Raw genomic sequence first — 17,315 nt, forward strand, 5'->3', positions numbered from 1 at the left:
CATTACCTTAATTGAGGTACTATAGTATACACCTTTATATCCATATTCTTGTTATAGGACACGGAACAAGCGGTTCCTCCTTCTAATTCTTCTTCATAGGTAAGTTTAAAAAGATTCCTAACATTTTCTATCCGGCCAATCTCCAAGTCTGTATTCGTTTTAACTTTAAATACAAACTGATAGGTTTTATTGGCTTTCAAAATGGTTTGTACATCATCTTCATTGTATTCCTCATCGTACAACCGGTACGTTCCGGCAAGCACATTACCGCTATTCTCCATATGAACAGCAGAACTATCTATCTCTTCATTATCAATAATTCTTATATTATTTTCATAAAAAACCGCCGAAGCGTTATCATTCAATGTCATATCCAATTTAACATTCTTCATGTCTTTGTTACTATTAACCGTCAGTTGGAAAGTAACGTCGTCTCCAACAATATATACTTCGGATGAGGTTATATTTTTATTTGGCTTTACGGCTTCGAACAAAATATTTTTATCAAACTCAACAGACTCTGATTTTTCTCCATATTCTCCGTTTTTATCTATCGGCCTTACGTAAACTTCAAAAGAAGTTGATGAAGTCTCAAAACTTATTGAATCTTTAGTCAAACCTTGAACTACTTCTTTTTCCCCGACCGGATCAGCTTTGCCTTCTATAAATAAGTGATAGTATTTTGCATTGGAATCAACCGTATACTTTACTTGAACATCATATTTCTTTTCCCCGTCCTGAACATCCTTTTCAAAAACATTCACCTCAAGAATGGACGGCTTCTCCATCATGTCTTTTTCAACCGTAATAGTTTCAGTATTGGATGCGGTCTTTACGCCATATTGGTTTAATGCAAAAACCTGATACGTATAGGTCTCACCTGTTACAACGCTGCTGTCATTCCAGGTTTGTGACAACCCGTTTTCTATGGTCTCTACCAGCACACCATTTTTATAAATCTCCATTTTTTTGGTTATGCCTTCGGCATCAGTGACATCTATCGTTAAATTTATTTGTTGTTCTTGCTTATCATATCTCGCAGTAATGCCGGGAGACGGTGCCTTTCTTAAATCCAGAAAGACTGAATTGCCCGCACCAGCTTCAACTGTGTGGTTAATTTTGTTTCTTGCTACAACCTTATAATATATTTTCTGATGGTTTTCTTCGGTATATACAAAACTATCTTCTGTTGTACCTGTGGGTACAACTTTAGTCCAATCGCTACCTTCCATCCTTTTATACAGCTCATAAGTCACTTCGGGCAATGACTCAGATGGAATATACTGCACCGTAACTTTATAGGTATTATCGGCATTTATTTGGGCATTAGGAATAACCTGTATTGATTGCGGCAGCCTCAAATCAATAGTAACGGTCATTAACTCACTTTCGCTTCGGTCAAACAATTTTCGATCTTTATATGCTTTTAAAGCCGCATAATATATTTTGTCTTCAAGGTTTGATACTTCATAAGCATAATAGCCGTCTTTTTTTTGCAGATAATGTTGTGCAGCAGGGTCTTTTCCTTGGATTAAAGAAACTAAGTAGTCAAGAAAGATATTCAATCTTCTTAAAAATTCCCGAACCTTTTGCTTCCTAGTATATGGAGTTGCCGGATTGTCTAATTCTTCTTCAAGGTTTCGCTTGATTGTTTCCAATTTAATTTGTAATCTTGTCAAAACAAGCGCTTTTTGGACAATATTAAGATTATTAAAATTCTCATCCAAGTACTTGCCTTCATCCTCGATGTTAATTGGCATATGCCGAAAAATATTATCAATTTTCTCGTCCTGAAACCATAATAAATAGTAATCTGCGTCCATATCTTTCCATCGTAAAATAACCTTGTCATCTTCAAAAGAATATGATAAAGCGTCTTTATCTGTCACTTTCGGACCTAATAGAACTTCAGGTATCGTACAATTCACCTGTTCAAATTGCACTTCCGAGTTACCGATAATGTCTATTTCATTGCAGACCATTGCACCGACAACTTTGGAACTGCCGGATATTTCAACCTTTGCATTTGGCGCATACACTGCACCTATGACAGGTGTATTGCCACTTAACGTAATACTATTTCCTCCTGCAACAATATTGCCTTCAAGTTGTGCACTTCCTTGGATGTCTATATTGGCATTAGGAGCATAGATAGAACCTGCCACTCTTGCGTTTCCTGATAATTCTACAGTTCCTGCACCTTCTACATACACATGTATTCTACCCGAGTCCCCTTGTCTATTCAAGGTACTAGAACCCTTTATAGAAAATGCATTTTCTACAAACAGAAATAACCTTCCTGTCCCATTAATCTTGATATGGCCTTGTGAAAAGTTTAAAGTCCCTATTCTTATAATTCGGTCACCACTGCCCACATCAATTGTCAAAGTCCCGTCACTTACAATTGAAAGTTTCTCATACCATGCATCTTGTTTAATGGTATATGTACTTTTTATGGTCAATTCACCCATTTGGGGAATATCCGATGGCAGTTGAGAAAACTCCGGAAGGGCAAAGAATTGCTCCGAAGCGAGGTTAAAAACCCCACCGGTAATTTTGCTGCTGTTATAATTTACACTTTGCCCCGGACCAATAAAAAGTTTTCCATCAATTATGCATTGCTTGCCGTTGCCCATAGTGATATCGGCAGTATTTATCCCTACATCTCCTGTTATTCTACTACTCCCGTTTAATGAGATTTTGCTTTTGGCAAAAACAGCATAGAGAAATTCCAATTCTACATCATTCGCATTTGTCGACAAAGCTGCAGCGTTTCCGGTGAGCAATGTACAAAATATTAAAAAAACCAGCATACCGCTTATCCATTTCTTCATACCTCTTATCTGACTATTTATTATGTCTTTAAAAGGAACATCTTAAATAATCAGATTGTCCACCCCCTTCTTTGCAGTTTTATGTTTTATGTTTAACATTTTTATATTCATTAAATAGTCTTTTTAACGTATCTCTTTCCAATCCACTATTTTTACATTTTTGGTCTTTTGAGTTTTTACCATAATAGCATCAAATTTAACTTCTCCCGGCAATAACTTGTTCCCTTTTGAAAAAAATTTCACTGCATCCTCGTTAGTGTTAATGGCATTAATTACAGCTTCTTCATTATACTTGATTTCTTTTATTTTATCTCCGAAAAATACAATATTGCCCTGTGCAACGATTGCACCTTCAAATTGGACATCGGAGGACGAGTAGAGATATAAATTTCCGGTGGTAAAAATAAGACCTTTTACTATGCCATTTTCTTTGGGCAAACTGCTCATATCAATTACCGTATCTGCTTCCGTTGTTTTTATAATTAAACATTTATTACCGGTTATATCGTAATTAATGTTATATGAACCGCTTTCAACTAAATGGTCAAATTCACTGCTTGTTTTAACTGTATTAGCATCATTGATAAAACCGGGTGATTTTTCCTTTAATATATAAGTAGCACTATTGTACTGCTTCTTCCATGTGTCAATCAGCGTAATAAAAACAAACGAATTGTACTTATCAAATCCAACAATGAGCCCGTTGGATTCAGCACCTTGAAAATCCGGTCGATAAACGTATCCATTGGCAGGAAGAACACCAAGAGAATACCCTTTTACTCCCCCAACACCGGTCCCTATTGTCAGATATTCTGCCCCCATTCCAATGGGTGAAGTATAGGTAGTGCTATCGGCATATTGTTTTCTTACATACTCCATAAACCGTTCCCGACGGTTTGACCCGCAGTCATTCGGCCCGTTTGCTCCAGCAACGCCGGAATACATAGGATAAGTATATCCGCCAATATTCCAGTCATCATCCATATTGGCTTCTCTATCCTCTTCATTCCAGTAATATTTATAGGCATAATAATTTCCTGCTATTGCTGCACTTTCTCCTGTCATATAGGGAATAGGATACGGATACCCATAAGGAGTGCCGTCTTTTACAACATCTTCAATATACGCCACGCCAGCAACAAAGACATATCTTCCAATATTGATTTTGGACCTATAGGTCAGGTCTTTATAGAGGATTGCCGAACTTTTATTGAAAAAGTTTCCTGTGGGGTCTCCCGTACTTATGCCGTAAAAACTTCCCTCTACGTCAATTCGATTGGCAATACCGTTCAATTCAATATCATCTGTCAATTTAACATCGCCGCTAACTGTAATACTTCCCCCATAAACATTTTCATTTCCTTCGCAGGTTTTTTCAGTTTGAATGGATTCTGCAAATACATTGCCAATATTTTCTGCATTTGCCAGAGCATCTAAATTATCGGACCCCGGATGGTCTTTGTCATCCTGATTTTGATAAATATCAATCAAAATAGAAGAAGGTTGGGTAGCAGTTCCGTATGCAGTATGAATGTATCCATTGGTATATACATTGCCCTTTATTTCAATTTTACCCGACCTATAGTTAGCAGTATTGGCACTATCTACATTTCCGTTGCCATCGGTCGTCATACCAATATTCACTGCTTTCTCACCTAATAAATTTGTCGCAATTTCAGGCTCCAGCCCGGCAACTACGCCGCCATATTTTTCACCCGGCTGATTGTTGTTTCCTAAACGTCCGGGATTGGTCCCCCATGCGTAAACAGCATCAAGGTAAATATCTTTGTCGTTATGTTTTCTTTTGGCAGCTTCTATGGTCACCTTGCCTCCAACCACAATTAAATCCCCTTCTGTGGTAACAGGCCTTGTCCAAACGGGATTTTTCTGTCTTAGTACAGTTTTGCTGACAGCCAACTGTTGCGGCTCTTTTAATAATTGAAATACGGCTTTAACCTTTTTTAGAGCACTGTTAATTGTGTAGGTCTTAGTTACTATAATATTGTCTATGTCATCCTCGGGATTTTGGGGAGGGGCATCCGGCATGGTATATTCAACTCTTAATGCAGCAAAGGTATTTTCTATTATTCTCTTGCCGCCATCCCGTCTGTTTACTCCTTCCCCCACTTCTTCACTGAAGATATATTCGTTATATTTCTCGTGGTAATACCGACGAATGTTCTGTTCCAGCAGTTCTTCATCCACATATTCTTCTTGTGTAACTTCATCAATAAGCGTAGACATGGCAATGAGGTCGGCCATATGCTTTTCTATTTCCTGTTTTGCATATTTTTGCGCTTCTATGGACTGGCTTTCCAGCAATGCATGTACCTGTTCAAGAATATCATCGGCACCGTAAAAAGCCCGGTTGGCATCAACATAAGCCCTGTTCATCACATAATTGGTCGTAGATGCAGTTACCAGTGCTAATCCAAGAATACTCAGCACAAGCAAAATCATCATTACTAAAACCAGGGTCGAACCTTGCTGTTTCTTTATAATATTAAAGAAATTATCCATTTTACCACCCGTCATTTGCACTCTCTCACATTCCTAATACTGCAGCTTATCCGATACCAGTTGAACTAAGGATTGGCCGGCATTTAAATCAATTACTGTTACAGTAATTTTTAATGTTTTTGTTTTGGCCTGAGATGATACAAGGTTATCCCACACTTTGACTGCCCCGGTCATAGCCTTAATTTTTATTTTTTGGCTGACATCGTTCTCTTTATAAATGGTCAATAGCTGGTCAGAATAATTATAAAAATTAAGGGTTATGCTATCAATGTTTTCATCAAAAGCGGAGGGAGCTTTTATAAGCACGTTGTGATTCTGCCTTGTTGCTGAATATTTAACAGCATCTATTTCATATTCAATATCGGATGAGTGGGCATGAATCTCTTTGTCAATATTTCCTGACAGGGTTTCTGAATGCCCACCCGTCTTCAAGGAATTCCCCTCTGTAAAATCCATCGTTATATCCACATCATCTATGCTTTCAGGAACATCTTGTGTTGCTAAAGTAACCGGACTTTCTACGACCACATCTACCCTATATTTTGTTCCAACGTCCATAGAAGATGAACCCTCGGTCAGGACATCATTTGCTTTCGCAGCCTCCATAAATTGGTTGGCTATTGCGTAAGCCTCCATTTCCTTTTGAGCAGCATAATTACTTGTTATGGAACTAATAAACATATTGGCAAAAGGTATAGCCATGATTCCTAATATAGCAACCGACACAATTACTTCAATGAAAGACATTCCCCTGTCAACAACTAAAATTCTCCTCAAATTCAATAATACACTATTCCCTTTCAATAGCCCCATCACCTTCAAAAGAAATATTGGCTCTTGATTTCCATTCCTCTTTGTTAATTCTTACTATTATTTTCTTACTGGTATTATTATATATCTTGATATCGGCCCCTGCATTGTCTTTTTCATTAAGACGCTTTCTTGAAATAATGTTTAAAACAATATGATCATGGTAAACAGGAATGAATTCCTCCTCATTTTTATTATCTGAAGGATATCTTCCATATTCTGTTTTGTAGCTGTAATAAAATTTCCCATCTTGTTCATTGATGTGAATTTCCACATTTGAATTTTTATTACCGTCTGCATAAATTTCGGAACCAATTTTTTTATGCTTGCCTAAAATTACAGTGGGTGCATCATCGGTAATGGGATTAAGTACCATATAAAAATCAAAAGGTTTTACGCTGTAAGATTTTTTCTGTGCACCGGCGGCAGAATTACTTGTAAAAACAGGTATTCCGGCTTGTGGCACAATATAGCCTTCAAAGGGCTGAAAAATATTGTCTTTCCCTTTTTCTAAATCCAAATTCCACTCAGGAATTTTTTGAGTACTGTCTTTTATTCCATAAAAATTCAACGTCACGCTGCCGGTTAGGTAATTGCCTTTTTCTGAACTAAAACTTATATCTGTAATGACTATCTTATTCGTAAAATTCATTACTTGTTCCAAGAAACTCTTTATCTGAGCATAAGTAGCAGTATAGTTTGCTTTTACCTGCATCTTAATCCCTGTATTATCAGGTGTCTTATTGCCTCCTTGATTGGTATGTTGAGTAGTCATTTGATTTTGCAAATTTTGCTGCTTGTCGTTTTCTTGTTTCTTTTCCGGAATTTCTGCATTTAAAGGAACTGCAGCTGTAAAGGCTAAGTTATTAAGCTTGATACCTGTAATATTTTCAAGGTCTTTCAGGATAAGTATAACTCTCTCCTGAAGTATATTCGGGGGAAGAATGTTATTTATTTTTTCCAATTCATAGCGGATAAATTTAATTTCACTCGAAAGTTGATCTTTTTTAACAGCTTTTGCTTGAAGCTGATCCATGTCCGTTTGTAATTTTTTTACTTCCTGTTTTAATAAAGCTAATTTATTGGCAAATGGAGAATAAATAAAAAAATAAATAAAAGCAAGTATACCTATTAATAGTAAAAATATTAATAATTTTTTATCTTTATCCGATAGCCTCATAGACTAGTTTCCCTTTCCAGTTTTTATCGTACAGTTCATTGTAAAATTCTTTATTCCGGCTTGGTCTTCTTCAACGCCTGTTTGTACTCCTATAATACTGGGAACAAATACATCTTCAAAAATATTAAGCTCTTTCATGCTATAAATCAAATCCGCCACTGCTTCTTTATTTTTGGCTGCTCCGCTGATTGTAAGCTTATTTCCGGAAGTAGTTAAAGATAGAAAAAATATATCCTCCGGTATAAGTTTTTCTATCTTCTCAAGTACAAGCAGTATGTCATATTCTTCTGTTTCAATCATTGACAATACTTTTTTGCGAAAAACCAGCTTACCTTTTTCCTCCTCTAATTTTTTTTCAACCGCCGTAATATTTGATAGTCTCGAGATACTTTCCTTCAAGTGCCTTTTTTTCCCTTCTAACCGAAGCAGTTGATTATAGGGGATGAGCAGCAGAGAAAAAGCAGTCACGGTAATCAATATAGAAAGTAAAATGATTAAATTAGTACGTTCGCGGCTTTTTCTATCATTAATAATCTCTGGCGGCAATAAATTTATATCTTTTGTTAACAAAATTACCATCCTCACTACTTTACTTATTAAGTACTGCCCCTAAACAATTGGCAAAGTAAACTTGAATCTCTTGAAAGGTTCCATCTTGCCTTGGATAATTCACATTCTCAAATTCAATGATTCTTTCGGTTTTAATATTCAACGCATTTTCCAAATATTCTGATATATCTCTTACCATAGAACCACCACCGGTAAGATATATCTTATCTATCCTGTTGCCTGTATTCCGTGAATTGTAAAAGTCAAAAAAGTGCCCGATGTCATCAATAAAGCCAAGCAGTACCGATCGTATCCCCTCACTGATGGCAACCATTTCGGCATCCTGCTGCTGTTCATCAGAAAGGATAATCCTTCCTTTCCGTTGCTTTTTTCTTTCAGCCTCTTCAAAAGTAATCCCAAGGTTATTGGCAATCAGTGTGCTAAAATTTTCGCTGCCATAAAGGAGTATTCTGTTAAACTTTAAAATCCCCTTAGAAAGAATAGTAACCGTCGTAGTCTTGCAGCCTATATCTACCACAGCTACGGTATCTTCTGTATTTGCAAGTTCTTTAATATCTGAATTCTTTCCCTCTTTACTTTTCTTATTGCATCTTTGCATCATTTCATTTCTCATCAGCTTTACAATACTATTTCCTACAAAATCAATGGCGTAAATATGCAAACCGCATTTTTCCATTAATTGGATATAACCCTGTATAATATTGGCAGGCACTGCTACCAATATGGTCCTGTACTGCGCCCCTTTTCCGTTCTTAATCTCTTCTAACACTTTATAGTCTAATATGTAATTATCCATATCCACCGGAAAATATTGCGGGGCCTCCATATCAACCATTGCTTTAAATTCCCGCCCGTTAGCCCTTGGCAGTATAATCTCCCGAGTAATGATGGAAGTCCCTGAAATAGTTATAATTGCATTCTTTGCCCGCATCCTGTTAGATTCCAGATGCTTTTTTATTTGTTCAGCCAGCATGTCTGCATCCATGATGCGTCCATCATCAATAGAATATTGGGGAGTAGGAAACATGGCAAACTTATCTACATTTATCTTGCTGCCAATTACCATGGCCTGTATCATTTTAGTATTGCAGGTTCCTATATCCAGTGCAATGAATTTTGGAAAAAGCAAATTTATCCACCCCGTTAGTTTCTTATTTTATGTGAATTTTTTAATTCCATCTCATATCCGTTAATACCATCAATCTTAACTCTAACCGTAACTGTTACCAGATTACCGTTTTTAACTGCCATAAATTCTGTAACATTATATATCAACTGGTTTGATGCCGCATTCCCCCAACTGCCGGATTGAAACTGCTCTTCTTCTCTTTGCAGTAAATTTGTCCCATCCAGGTAGTACGTATATCTCTTATTGGGAGTACCTTCTATGATTAATTCCAGTTCATATGTGGTATTACCACCGATAGTATTACTATAGACCTGTATGGAAGACTGCTGTGCCTGCCGCATTTTAGTTACAATAAAATCCATACCGGCACGGGCCAACTGCTGCACATCCATCTTATTGGTTTCTTTGAAATAGGTGGTATAATTTGAGATAAAAAACAAGGTTGCAGGAATGCTTATTAATCCTATAATTGCTACCACCACCAACATTTCAACCAGCGTATATGCAGAACAATTCTTTAAATATTTCCATGTTTTTTTCATAAATAAATACACCAACATATCTTTATTTGGCATCTAATTTATATTGCTTACCCTGATCCTGCCTGTGGTAAACTCTATAGCTATCCTAATCTGGGTACCCCTGGTATTTTTCAATATAAAGCTGCCAGGTTGGACTGGTTCCCCGGTAATTTCGAATTCAACAAAACTGCCTGCAATGGTACTGACAAAAGAAATGCCTTTATCAAATACGATAATCTCTTCAGGCTTCCCCGGCCGGAAGATTTTATATCGATAACGATTGTCACCGTAATTTGCATATATCTTATAACCGGGATTTTTCTCGTAAATTGTCTTCATTTGTATATATCTAATATCCTGCACCAATTTATTGGCACACTTCTTTAACAAGACATCCTGATCCATTTGTGCATTAACAATAGAAAGCGATAAAAGAACACCCATAACAGCAGCTACCACTATCATTTCAATGAAAGTGTACCCTTTGTCATTCAGAAGCTTTTTCATTCGAGGTCATTCCTTTAATAGTTCACAGTTCACAGTAAAAAAATCGACTGAAACGGTTTAAAATCGTTCCATACATTCAAAATATTTTATTATTAATCTGCACAATCTACATTTTATTCTGTTTTATTTTAAAATTTTACTATTTTCAACTTAATTTATAGAATCTTAAATACCATTCTATTATTTTTTGACCATACAGTATTGATATAAATATTCCTGCTGATAAAAACGGCCCAAAGGGGATTGGGTCTTCTCGCTTTATAATCTTTAATAAAATCAATATAATTCCAATGAAAGAACCAATAATAGAAGCAAATACAAGAGAAAGCAGAATAAGTTTCCACCCCAAAAAAACACCTGCTGCTGCCATCAGCTTGATATCGCCGCCGCCCATGCCGCCATTGGATAAAACGGCAAGAATTAACAGAGGCAGGCTGGCGGCAAAAAAGCCCAAGATGGCATCCCCATAAGTAATATAAGGGTTAAAATATACATAGACAATTCCGGCTGCCAGCATTACGATAACAATGCGGTTAGGAATAATCCTATGGGCATAGTCAATAAATGCAATCACAATGAGTGCAGAAGCCAAAAAAGCCAGTCCGGCAAACTGTACTGACATGCCATAAATACTATAAATCCACAGGCAGACTGCTCCATTGAGCAGCTCTACCAGTGGATACCTGATTGAAATTTTCTGTTTGCAAAACCGGCATTTCCCCCTCAATAATATATAACTGATTACAGGAATCAGATCGTACCACCTTATCCGTTTATTACACTCAGGACAGTGGGAAGGGGTGGTCACCACCGTCTGGCCCAGCGGAATACGGTGGATGCAAACATTGAGGAAACTGCCTATGAGAAAACCTAAAATAAATATTAATAAATTTATCATAAACAATCACATTCTAAACAAATAATTAGTTTACTGACATATACATGTTTCAACAATGGAATTATCTCAATAAGTAAGAGCCTACCACAACTTTCTTTATGATATTCTTAATCTAATTGGGTATAAGGATATACTTGAACTACTCCAGTGCCCGTAGCAGTAGCATTATCAGGACCTTTATATATTATTAATGTGTTGTCTTTATAAGAGTAATAAAATTTTTTAAAGCCACTTTGTTTAGGAATGGGTAGCGTTTGAATAAAATCAGGTACTAAAGTTTTACTTCCTCCATTACCACCAGCTGTTAAGTTACCATCATTATCAACTTCAGATATCTTTGTATCGGTAGTAGCAGCAAGCGTATAACCTTCTGCAATTGCTCTCAAATATGCATTTGCAATTATAGCTCCATTAGCAATATCTGCTTTTTCTCTTGCATCGTTAACGTAATCAACAATATTAGGTGCAGCTACTCCTGCTAATACTCCTAGTATTGCAATAACTACAATCAACTCGATTAAAGAAAAACCCCTGTTGTTTTTTAATACTTTTTTTACCTTCTTAACCATTTTATTGATCCCCTTTCTTATTTTTATGTTCTTTATTATAATACCACCATATTTGGCAATATTAACAAAAATTAATCAATTTTTTGTTGATATTGTTGAATAATAAGATGATTTTTACATGCTCCCCAATCCTTGGAACATCCCAAACATGGGCTGCACCACCGATAATATAATAAACCCGACCACTATGGCCATGATTACTATAATCAACGGTTCCAGCATGGTGGTCATCTGTGTGATGGCCGTCTCCACCTCATCATCGTAAAAGTCTGCTGTCTTTGCCAGAATACTCTCTAAAGCTCCTGTATTTTCTCCGATTTTTAACATATGAATCACCATGGGGGGGAATATCCCTATTTGTGCAATGGGCTGTGCAAGACTGACCCCTCTGCTGACCTCCTGCTTTGCTTTCTCTAATCCTTTTGCCACTACATCATTATCTACCACCTTTTCAACGATTTCTAAGGAAGTTAAAAGCGGTAATCCGGAGGCCAGTAAAGTGCTCAATGTCCTGGTAAATCGTGAGGATACCACCTTTTGATTTACCGGCCCGAAGACGGGCAGCTTTAATTTTATACCGTCAATGATATTTTTGCCGGCAGTTGTGGATGCAAAATACCTGAAAAGAATTGCAAGTCCAATAATGACACCAATAATAACATACCAAAACTTTTTAACAAAATTGCTTATTGCCAGCAATGCTTTTGTTGTGGCCGGCAGTTCCATCCCCATACCGGCAAACATTCCTACGAAGTTTGGCACTACAAAAGTAATAAGTATGGCAATAACGATGGTTGCTATGATGGCAACAATGATGGGATAGGTCATGGCTCCCTTTACCTTTTGGTTGATTTTGTTTTCCTTTTCAAAGTGCACTGCCATTCTTTCCAGGGCAACATCAAGGCTTCCGCTTACTTCTCCTGCTTCCACCATGCTTAACAGGATGGATGGAAAAACCTTATGTTCTTTCATGGAACTTGAAAGGGTATTGCCTTTTTGTACTGATTCATATATTTTTTCAACGGTGTTTTTTAATTTTTTATTTTCTGTCTGCTGCCTTAGAATATCCAGACAACCAAGGACTGAAATTCCGGCGTTGATAATGGTGGCAAACTGCCGGCAGAAAACTGCCATATCTTTCAATTTGACCTTTTCCATAAAGTCAAAGGAAATATCTTTTTGAAGTATACTCTGCTCAGCAACCTGTATGGGATAATATCCTTTTTCCTTTAACATGGAAAATACGGTAGCCGGATCGTTTGCCTCCAGCGTACCTTTGACATTCATTCCATCTATTGTCTTTGCTTTATACATATAAACCGGCATCAACCTGCCACCCCTTTTATTCGTTCACGGTTCACAGTTTTCCCTATAAAAGCAATTTACTTAACATTTCCTGGTCAACGGCGTAAGTCATTGCGTCCTCCCGTGTGATGATACCTTTTCTATATAAATCTGCCAGAGCACCGTCCATGGTTTGCATGCCGAACTTCAAGCCTGTTTGGATGCTCGAAGTAATTTGATGCGTTTTTCCTTCCCTAATCAGGTTCCTGATAGCGGGATTGGCGATCATTACCTCTATCGCAGCCACCCTTCCACTTTTATCTCTACGCGGCAGCAGCTGCTGGGATATAACCGCCTGGAGCACGGTAGACATTTGTATTCTGATTTGCTGTTGCTGGGAAGGCGGAAATACGTCAATGATTCTGTCTATGGTTTTTGCAGCTCCGACGGTATGCAAGGTGGACAACACAAGATGACCGGTTTCCGCCGCAGTAATGGCAATAGAGATGGTTTCCAGGTCTCTCATCTCACCTACAAGTATAACATCGGGGTCCTGCCTTAAAGCAGCCCTCAATGCATTCGCATAACTCTGGGAATCATGGCCTATTTCCCTCTGGTTTACAATGCTTTTATGATGCCTGTGCAGGTATTCAATTGGATCTTCCAGCGTAAGAATATGATCTGCCCTCTCGTGGTTGATCAAATTGATTAAAGATGCAAGGGTAGTGGATTTACCGCTGCCGGTCGGGCCGGTAACCAGAATCAACCCCCTCGTCTTTTTGGATAATTCAATAACAGAAGAAGGAAGTCCAAGATCTTCAGGGTTGGGTATTTTTGATGCCACCAACCGGATAGCGGCAGCCATAGTACCTCTCTGCTTGAAAACATTCACCCTGAAGCGTCCAATCCCTGCCAGTGAAAAGGATAGGTCCATTTCACCTTTTTCTTGGAATGCCTTTAATTGAGATTCATTAAGTATTTGCCGGATATATCTTTCAGTATCCTCAGGCATCAATTTATGTTCACCTATAGGAATGAGCTTCCCGTGAAGCCTCATAATAGGGGGAATACCCACGGTTATATGTAAATCCGAAGCACCCTTTTCAACGGTATGTTTTAAAAGTTCATCTATGGTCATGATATTCCTCCATAAGATTATAATCTACTCAAGGGAATATGCTACCCTGATTAACTCCTCAATGGTAGTGATGCCTTCCAGCACAAGTCGGCTGCAGCCTGCCTTTAATGTATTCATTCCCTCTTTAACAGCCTGTTCCCGGATCTTATCGGCATCGGCCCTTTGGTTAATTAACTGCCTGATATGGTGGGATATTGAGATAATTTCATACACCCCGATTCTGCCCTGGTAGCCGGAATTATGACAGGCGTTACAACCTTTTCCACGGAATAAAGTAATATTTTCGGCCTCCGGTATATCTAAAATCTCCAATTCACTTTGTAAAGGGATATATTTCTCCTTGCATCTGGGACAGATTTTCCTTACCAGCCTCTGTGAAATGATACCAACCAGTGAAGTACTAATTAAAAAAGGTTCTATATTCATATCCATTAACCGAGTAATGGTACTGGGCGCATCATTCGTATGCAGCGTGCTTACTACCAAATGCCCGGTAACTGCAGCCCTTACTGCAATTTCGGCTGTTTCCCTGTCCCTGATTTCCCCAATCATAATAATATCAGGGTCTTGCCTTAAAATAGAACGCAATGCTACCGCAAAATCCAGACCGGCCTTTGGATTTACCTGAACCTGGTTTATCCCTTCAATGGTTGCTTCCACCGGGTCTTCAACGGTAATAATATTAAGATTTTCCTTATTTAACTCCCTGATAGCCGTATATAAGGTTGTAGATTTACCACTACCTGTTGGCCCTGTTATCAAAATCATACCATGGGGGTTCCTCAAAATTTGATTGAATTTTTCCAGGTCACTGGAATAAAGGCCTAATTGTTCTTTTGTCTTTAACAGCCCCTGCTTGTCGGCAATTCTTATCACTGTTTTTTCGCCATAAACAGTAGGCAGTATGGAAACTCTAAGGTCATATTCATTACCATCCACCACCATGGTAGTCCTGCCGTCTTGAGGCTTTCTTTTTTCTGCAATATTCATTTCGCCGGTAATTTTAATTCTGGTGACAATAGCAGGAAGAAGCTGGATATCATGCTTCATGATTTCCTGCAATTGCCCGTCTATCCTGTATCGAATACGTATGTGCTTATTCGAAGGTTCTATGTGTATATCACTTGCTTTTGTCCTCACAGCTTGCTCAATAATGGAGTTGACCAGCTTGACAATAGGGGCACTGTTAACCACATCTTCAATATTGCCGTCTATCTTTTCCACCGGGGCTGCGATACCGTATTCCCTTTTATATTCTTCTGCAGCCTTCAAGGCTTCCTGCTTTCCATAATAGATATCTATGGCCCGGGAGATATCCGATGAGGTAGCAATAACCGGTTGTACTTCCATACCTGAAAAAATCCTGACATCGTCAATGGCAAAAATATTTAAAGGGTCACTCATGGCTACAACCAATTTGTTATTATCTATTTTTATAGGAATAAGTTCATGACGTTTTGCAAGATTCTCACTTATTTTTTTTGTCGCTTCCGGGTCAACGTCATATTTGTCAAGAGAAACATGAGGTATGCCTAATTGAAACTCCAAAACCTGAATAATGTGTTCCTGGGTTACGAAGTGCTGGCTTATTAACACCTCACCGAGTTTTTTTCCTGTCTGTTTCTGAATAGAAAGGGCCTCCTTCAGTTGTTCAGCAGTAATCATCCCTGCTTCTACCAGCAGGTCTCCCAGCCTCTTTCTTTTTTCTCTAAACATTGATTTCCCCCACCAGTTTATTTTGTAGATAGACTTTATATCTTAAATTTACCACATCAGTAATAATATTTCAACTGACAAATGTGTATTTTGTAAAAAAACGCAGGACTTAAGAACTATAAAACGACAAAAATATTAGGACTATAGTCCTACGACCCACGCAATTAAATATATTCTATATAATATCAAAAATTCCTTCTAGTTTATGCATAATTCATGTAAAATTTTTATTAAATCTCCGCTAACTTTTACACCTGTCCAAATTTCAAAGGCACTGACTGCCTGAAAAATCAGCATTCCCCATCCATTGACAGTTTTACAGCCTGCTTCTTCTGCCTTTGACAGAAAAACTGTTTTTTCGGGATTATAGATCAAATCACATGCTACAGTGCCGGGATTAAGAAAACTTAAATCCTCTACCGGGCAGGCATTTGTGTCAGGGTACATGCCGATAGGAGTTGTATTAATAAGAATGTCACAGGATTCCGCATAGCAGATCAGGTTATGGTTGGTAAACAAATCACTTTGAGAAATATTATGAATATTGTTATTGATCATGCTGCTTATATCCTGGGCCTTTTCCAGGGTCCTGTTTAAAATGATAATGCTTCTGGCTCCCTCCATGGCAAGTTTAACCGCAATACCTCTCGCCGAACCTCCTGCACCTATCATCACAATGTTTTTATCTTTTATATATACCCCCTGGCTTTTAAGAGATTTTACAAACCCGTCTCCGTCGGTATTATATCCATACAGCCTGCCATCAATATTTTTTACTGTATTAACAGCTCCCATTAATAAGGCCTCTTTTGATACTTCATCCAGATATCTGATAATATTTTTCTTATGGGGAATGGTAACATTAAAACCTGTGATTCCTACAGCCTTAAAGCCTTTTACTGCGTCTTGAAGATGGTCAGGTGCAACCCTGAAGGGAACATAAACATAATTAAGGTCTAAATGCTTGCAAAGAGTATTATGAATACGAGGTGACAGGCTGTGCTCTATAGGATCCCCTATGACACCTAGAATTTTTGTATGCCCATTGATCTGAACTTCCATTAAAACCACCCTTTATAAATTGATAATTATACCTCTATCTATGTCTTTACCGTTTCTCCAACTTTCTCTCTAACTTCTTCTCATAATTCTTCATTACCATTTTTTCAAAAAACCTTTTAAACTTGATAAGCGGAAATTCTTTTTGGCTGATGGGAGTTACCAGTATTGTAAACATGTTTAAGCGATTGCCGCCCAATACATCGGTGAAAATCTGATCACCGATGACAGCCGTTTCTTCCGGTTTTGTCTTAAGGTATTCTAATGCTTTCAAGAAAGGCGCTCTGCGGGGTTTGTTTGCACGATGTATGGCATAGAGCTTTAGATTTTCATTAAATTTGACCACTCTATCTTCGGTATTGTTGGAAACAAGACAGATTTTAATTCCCTGGCTTTTTAAATATCCAATCCACCGCATTGATTTTTCATCTGCTTCTTTGATATCCCATGCAACCAATGTATTATCTATATCAATAATAAGTCCCTTTATATTATTTTTTTGCAATGTTTTTAAGTCAATATCTTCTATACCGTCTACCACTAAACTCGGAAAAAGAATTTCTAACATAAGTCACCTCCA

At 37.7% G+C, this 17,315-nt stretch carries 15 protein-coding genes; all 15 read right to left on the minus strand.

The window, feature by feature from the left end; genetic code table 11:
* Nucleotides 1–2: 2 nt before the first annotated feature.
* Nucleotides 3–2,834, minus strand: coding sequence for a DUF7305 domain-containing protein (locus tag CIB29_RS04080; protein ID WP_094547023.1), 2,832 nt, complete (start codon nucleotides 2,832–2,834; stop codon nucleotides 3–5).
* Between the two features lie 123 nt (nucleotides 2,835–2,957).
* Nucleotides 2,958–5,369 carry a pilus assembly PilX family protein gene (locus tag CIB29_RS04085; RefSeq protein ID WP_094547025.1) on the minus strand — a complete coding sequence of 804 codons (2,412 nt, stop codon included), beginning with the start codon at nucleotides 5,367–5,369 and terminating at the stop codon, nucleotides 2,958–2,960.
* A gap of 18 nt (nucleotides 5,370–5,387) precedes the next feature.
* On the minus strand, nucleotides 5,388–6,131 hold the full coding sequence (locus CIB29_RS04090) for a type IV pilus modification PilV family protein (protein WP_198543742.1): 744 nt from the start codon (nucleotides 6,129–6,131) through the stop codon (nucleotides 5,388–5,390).
* A 13-nt stretch (nucleotides 6,132–6,144) separates the two neighbouring features.
* A complete protein-coding gene (locus CIB29_RS04095) occupies nucleotides 6,145–7,200 on the minus strand; it encodes a hypothetical protein (RefSeq protein WP_198543743.1) in 1,056 nt (351 codons plus the stop codon).
* A 147-nt stretch (nucleotides 7,201–7,347) separates the two neighbouring features.
* Nucleotides 7,348–7,914: a PilN domain-containing protein gene (locus CIB29_RS04100; protein WP_157910201.1), complete on the minus strand. Its 567-nt coding sequence runs from the start codon at nucleotides 7,912–7,914 to the stop codon at nucleotides 7,348–7,350.
* Between the two features lie 19 nt (nucleotides 7,915–7,933).
* The gene (pilM, locus tag CIB29_RS04105; RefSeq protein WP_094547033.1) at nucleotides 7,934–9,043 is read right to left on the minus strand and encodes a type IV pilus assembly protein PilM; all 1,110 of its coding nucleotides are present in this window, start codon (nucleotides 9,041–9,043) and stop codon (nucleotides 7,934–7,936) included.
* A gap of 14 nt (nucleotides 9,044–9,057) precedes the next feature.
* Nucleotides 9,058–9,585, minus strand: coding sequence for a PilW family protein (locus CIB29_RS04110; RefSeq protein ID WP_157910202.1), 528 nt, complete (start codon nucleotides 9,583–9,585; stop codon nucleotides 9,058–9,060).
* A 33-nt stretch (nucleotides 9,586–9,618) separates the two neighbouring features.
* Entirely contained in the window at nucleotides 9,619–10,071 is a 453-nt protein-coding gene (locus tag CIB29_RS04115) for a pilus assembly FimT family protein (protein ID WP_094547037.1), read from the minus strand.
* Nucleotides 10,072–10,216: 145 nt separating this feature from the next.
* On the minus strand, nucleotides 10,217–10,969 hold the full coding sequence (locus CIB29_RS04120; protein ID WP_198543744.1) for a prepilin peptidase: 753 nt from the start codon (nucleotides 10,967–10,969) through the stop codon (nucleotides 10,217–10,219).
* Between the two features lie 107 nt (nucleotides 10,970–11,076).
* The gene (locus CIB29_RS04125; RefSeq protein ID WP_094547041.1) at nucleotides 11,077–11,538 is read right to left on the minus strand and encodes a type II secretion system protein; all 462 of its coding nucleotides are present in this window, start codon (nucleotides 11,536–11,538) and stop codon (nucleotides 11,077–11,079) included.
* Between the two features lie 114 nt (nucleotides 11,539–11,652).
* Nucleotides 11,653–12,864 carry a type II secretion system F family protein gene (locus CIB29_RS04130; protein ID WP_094547043.1) on the minus strand — a complete coding sequence of 404 codons (1,212 nt, stop codon included), beginning with the start codon at nucleotides 12,862–12,864 and terminating at the stop codon, nucleotides 11,653–11,655.
* 43 nt (nucleotides 12,865–12,907) lie between these two features.
* Nucleotides 12,908–13,963 carry a type IV pilus twitching motility protein PilT gene (locus CIB29_RS04135; protein WP_094547045.1) on the minus strand — a complete coding sequence of 352 codons (1,056 nt, stop codon included), beginning with the start codon at nucleotides 13,961–13,963 and terminating at the stop codon, nucleotides 12,908–12,910.
* Between the two features lie 21 nt (nucleotides 13,964–13,984).
* Nucleotides 13,985–15,676: a GspE/PulE family protein gene (locus CIB29_RS04140; RefSeq protein WP_094547047.1), complete on the minus strand. Its 1,692-nt coding sequence runs from the start codon at nucleotides 15,674–15,676 to the stop codon at nucleotides 13,985–13,987.
* A 198-nt stretch (nucleotides 15,677–15,874) separates the two neighbouring features.
* Nucleotides 15,875–16,738: a shikimate dehydrogenase gene (gene aroE / locus CIB29_RS04145; protein WP_094547049.1), complete on the minus strand. Its 864-nt coding sequence runs from the start codon at nucleotides 16,736–16,738 to the stop codon at nucleotides 15,875–15,877.
* Between the two features lie 46 nt (nucleotides 16,739–16,784).
* On the minus strand, nucleotides 16,785–17,303 hold the full coding sequence (locus tag CIB29_RS04150) for a YqeG family HAD IIIA-type phosphatase (RefSeq protein WP_094547051.1): 519 nt from the start codon (nucleotides 17,301–17,303) through the stop codon (nucleotides 16,785–16,787).
* Nucleotides 17,304–17,315 lie beyond the last annotated feature (12 nt).

The sequence above is a fragment of the Petroclostridium xylanilyticum genome, assembly GCF_002252565.1.
GTDB lineage: Bacteria > Bacillota > Clostridia > SK-Y3 > SK-Y3 > Petroclostridium > Petroclostridium xylanilyticum.

Bases quoted from the DNA above. Each gene is read 5' to 3' on its own strand.
- CIB29_RS04080 (WP_094547023.1), bottom strand. From the start codon at position 2,834: ATGAAGAAATGGATAAGCGGTATGCTGGTTTTTTTAATATTTTGTACA.
- CIB29_RS04085 (WP_094547025.1), bottom strand. From the start codon at position 5,369: ATGACGGGTGGTAAAATGGATAATTTCTTTAATATTATAAAGAAACAG.
- CIB29_RS04095 (WP_198543743.1), bottom strand. From the start codon at position 7,200: ATGGATCAGCTTCAAGCAAAAGCTGTTAAAAAAGATCAACTTTCGAGT.
- CIB29_RS04110 (WP_157910202.1), bottom strand. From the start codon at position 9,585: ATGAAAAAAACATGGAAATATTTAAAGAATTGTTCTGCATATACGCTG.
- CIB29_RS04115 (WP_094547037.1), bottom strand. From the start codon at position 10,071: ATGAAAAAGCTTCTGAATGACAAAGGGTACACTTTCATTGAAATGATA.
- CIB29_RS04120 (WP_198543744.1), bottom strand. From the start codon at position 10,969: ATGATAAATTTATTAATATTTATTTTAGGTTTTCTCATAGGCAGTTTC.
- CIB29_RS04125 (WP_094547041.1), bottom strand. From the start codon at position 11,538: ATGGTTAAGAAGGTAAAAAAAGTATTAAAAAACAACAGGGGTTTTTCT.
- CIB29_RS04130 (WP_094547043.1), bottom strand. From the start codon at position 12,864: ATGCCGGTTTATATGTATAAAGCAAAGACAATAGATGGAATGAATGTC.
- CIB29_RS04140 (WP_094547047.1), bottom strand. From the start codon at position 15,676: ATGTTTAGAGAAAAAAGAAAGAGGCTGGGAGACCTGCTGGTAGAAGCA.
- aroE (WP_094547049.1), bottom strand. From the start codon at position 16,738: ATGGAAGTTCAGATCAATGGGCATACAAAAATTCTAGGTGTCATAGGG.
- CIB29_RS04150 (WP_094547051.1), bottom strand. From the start codon at position 17,303: ATGTTAGAAATTCTTTTTCCGAGTTTAGTGGTAGACGGTATAGAAGAT.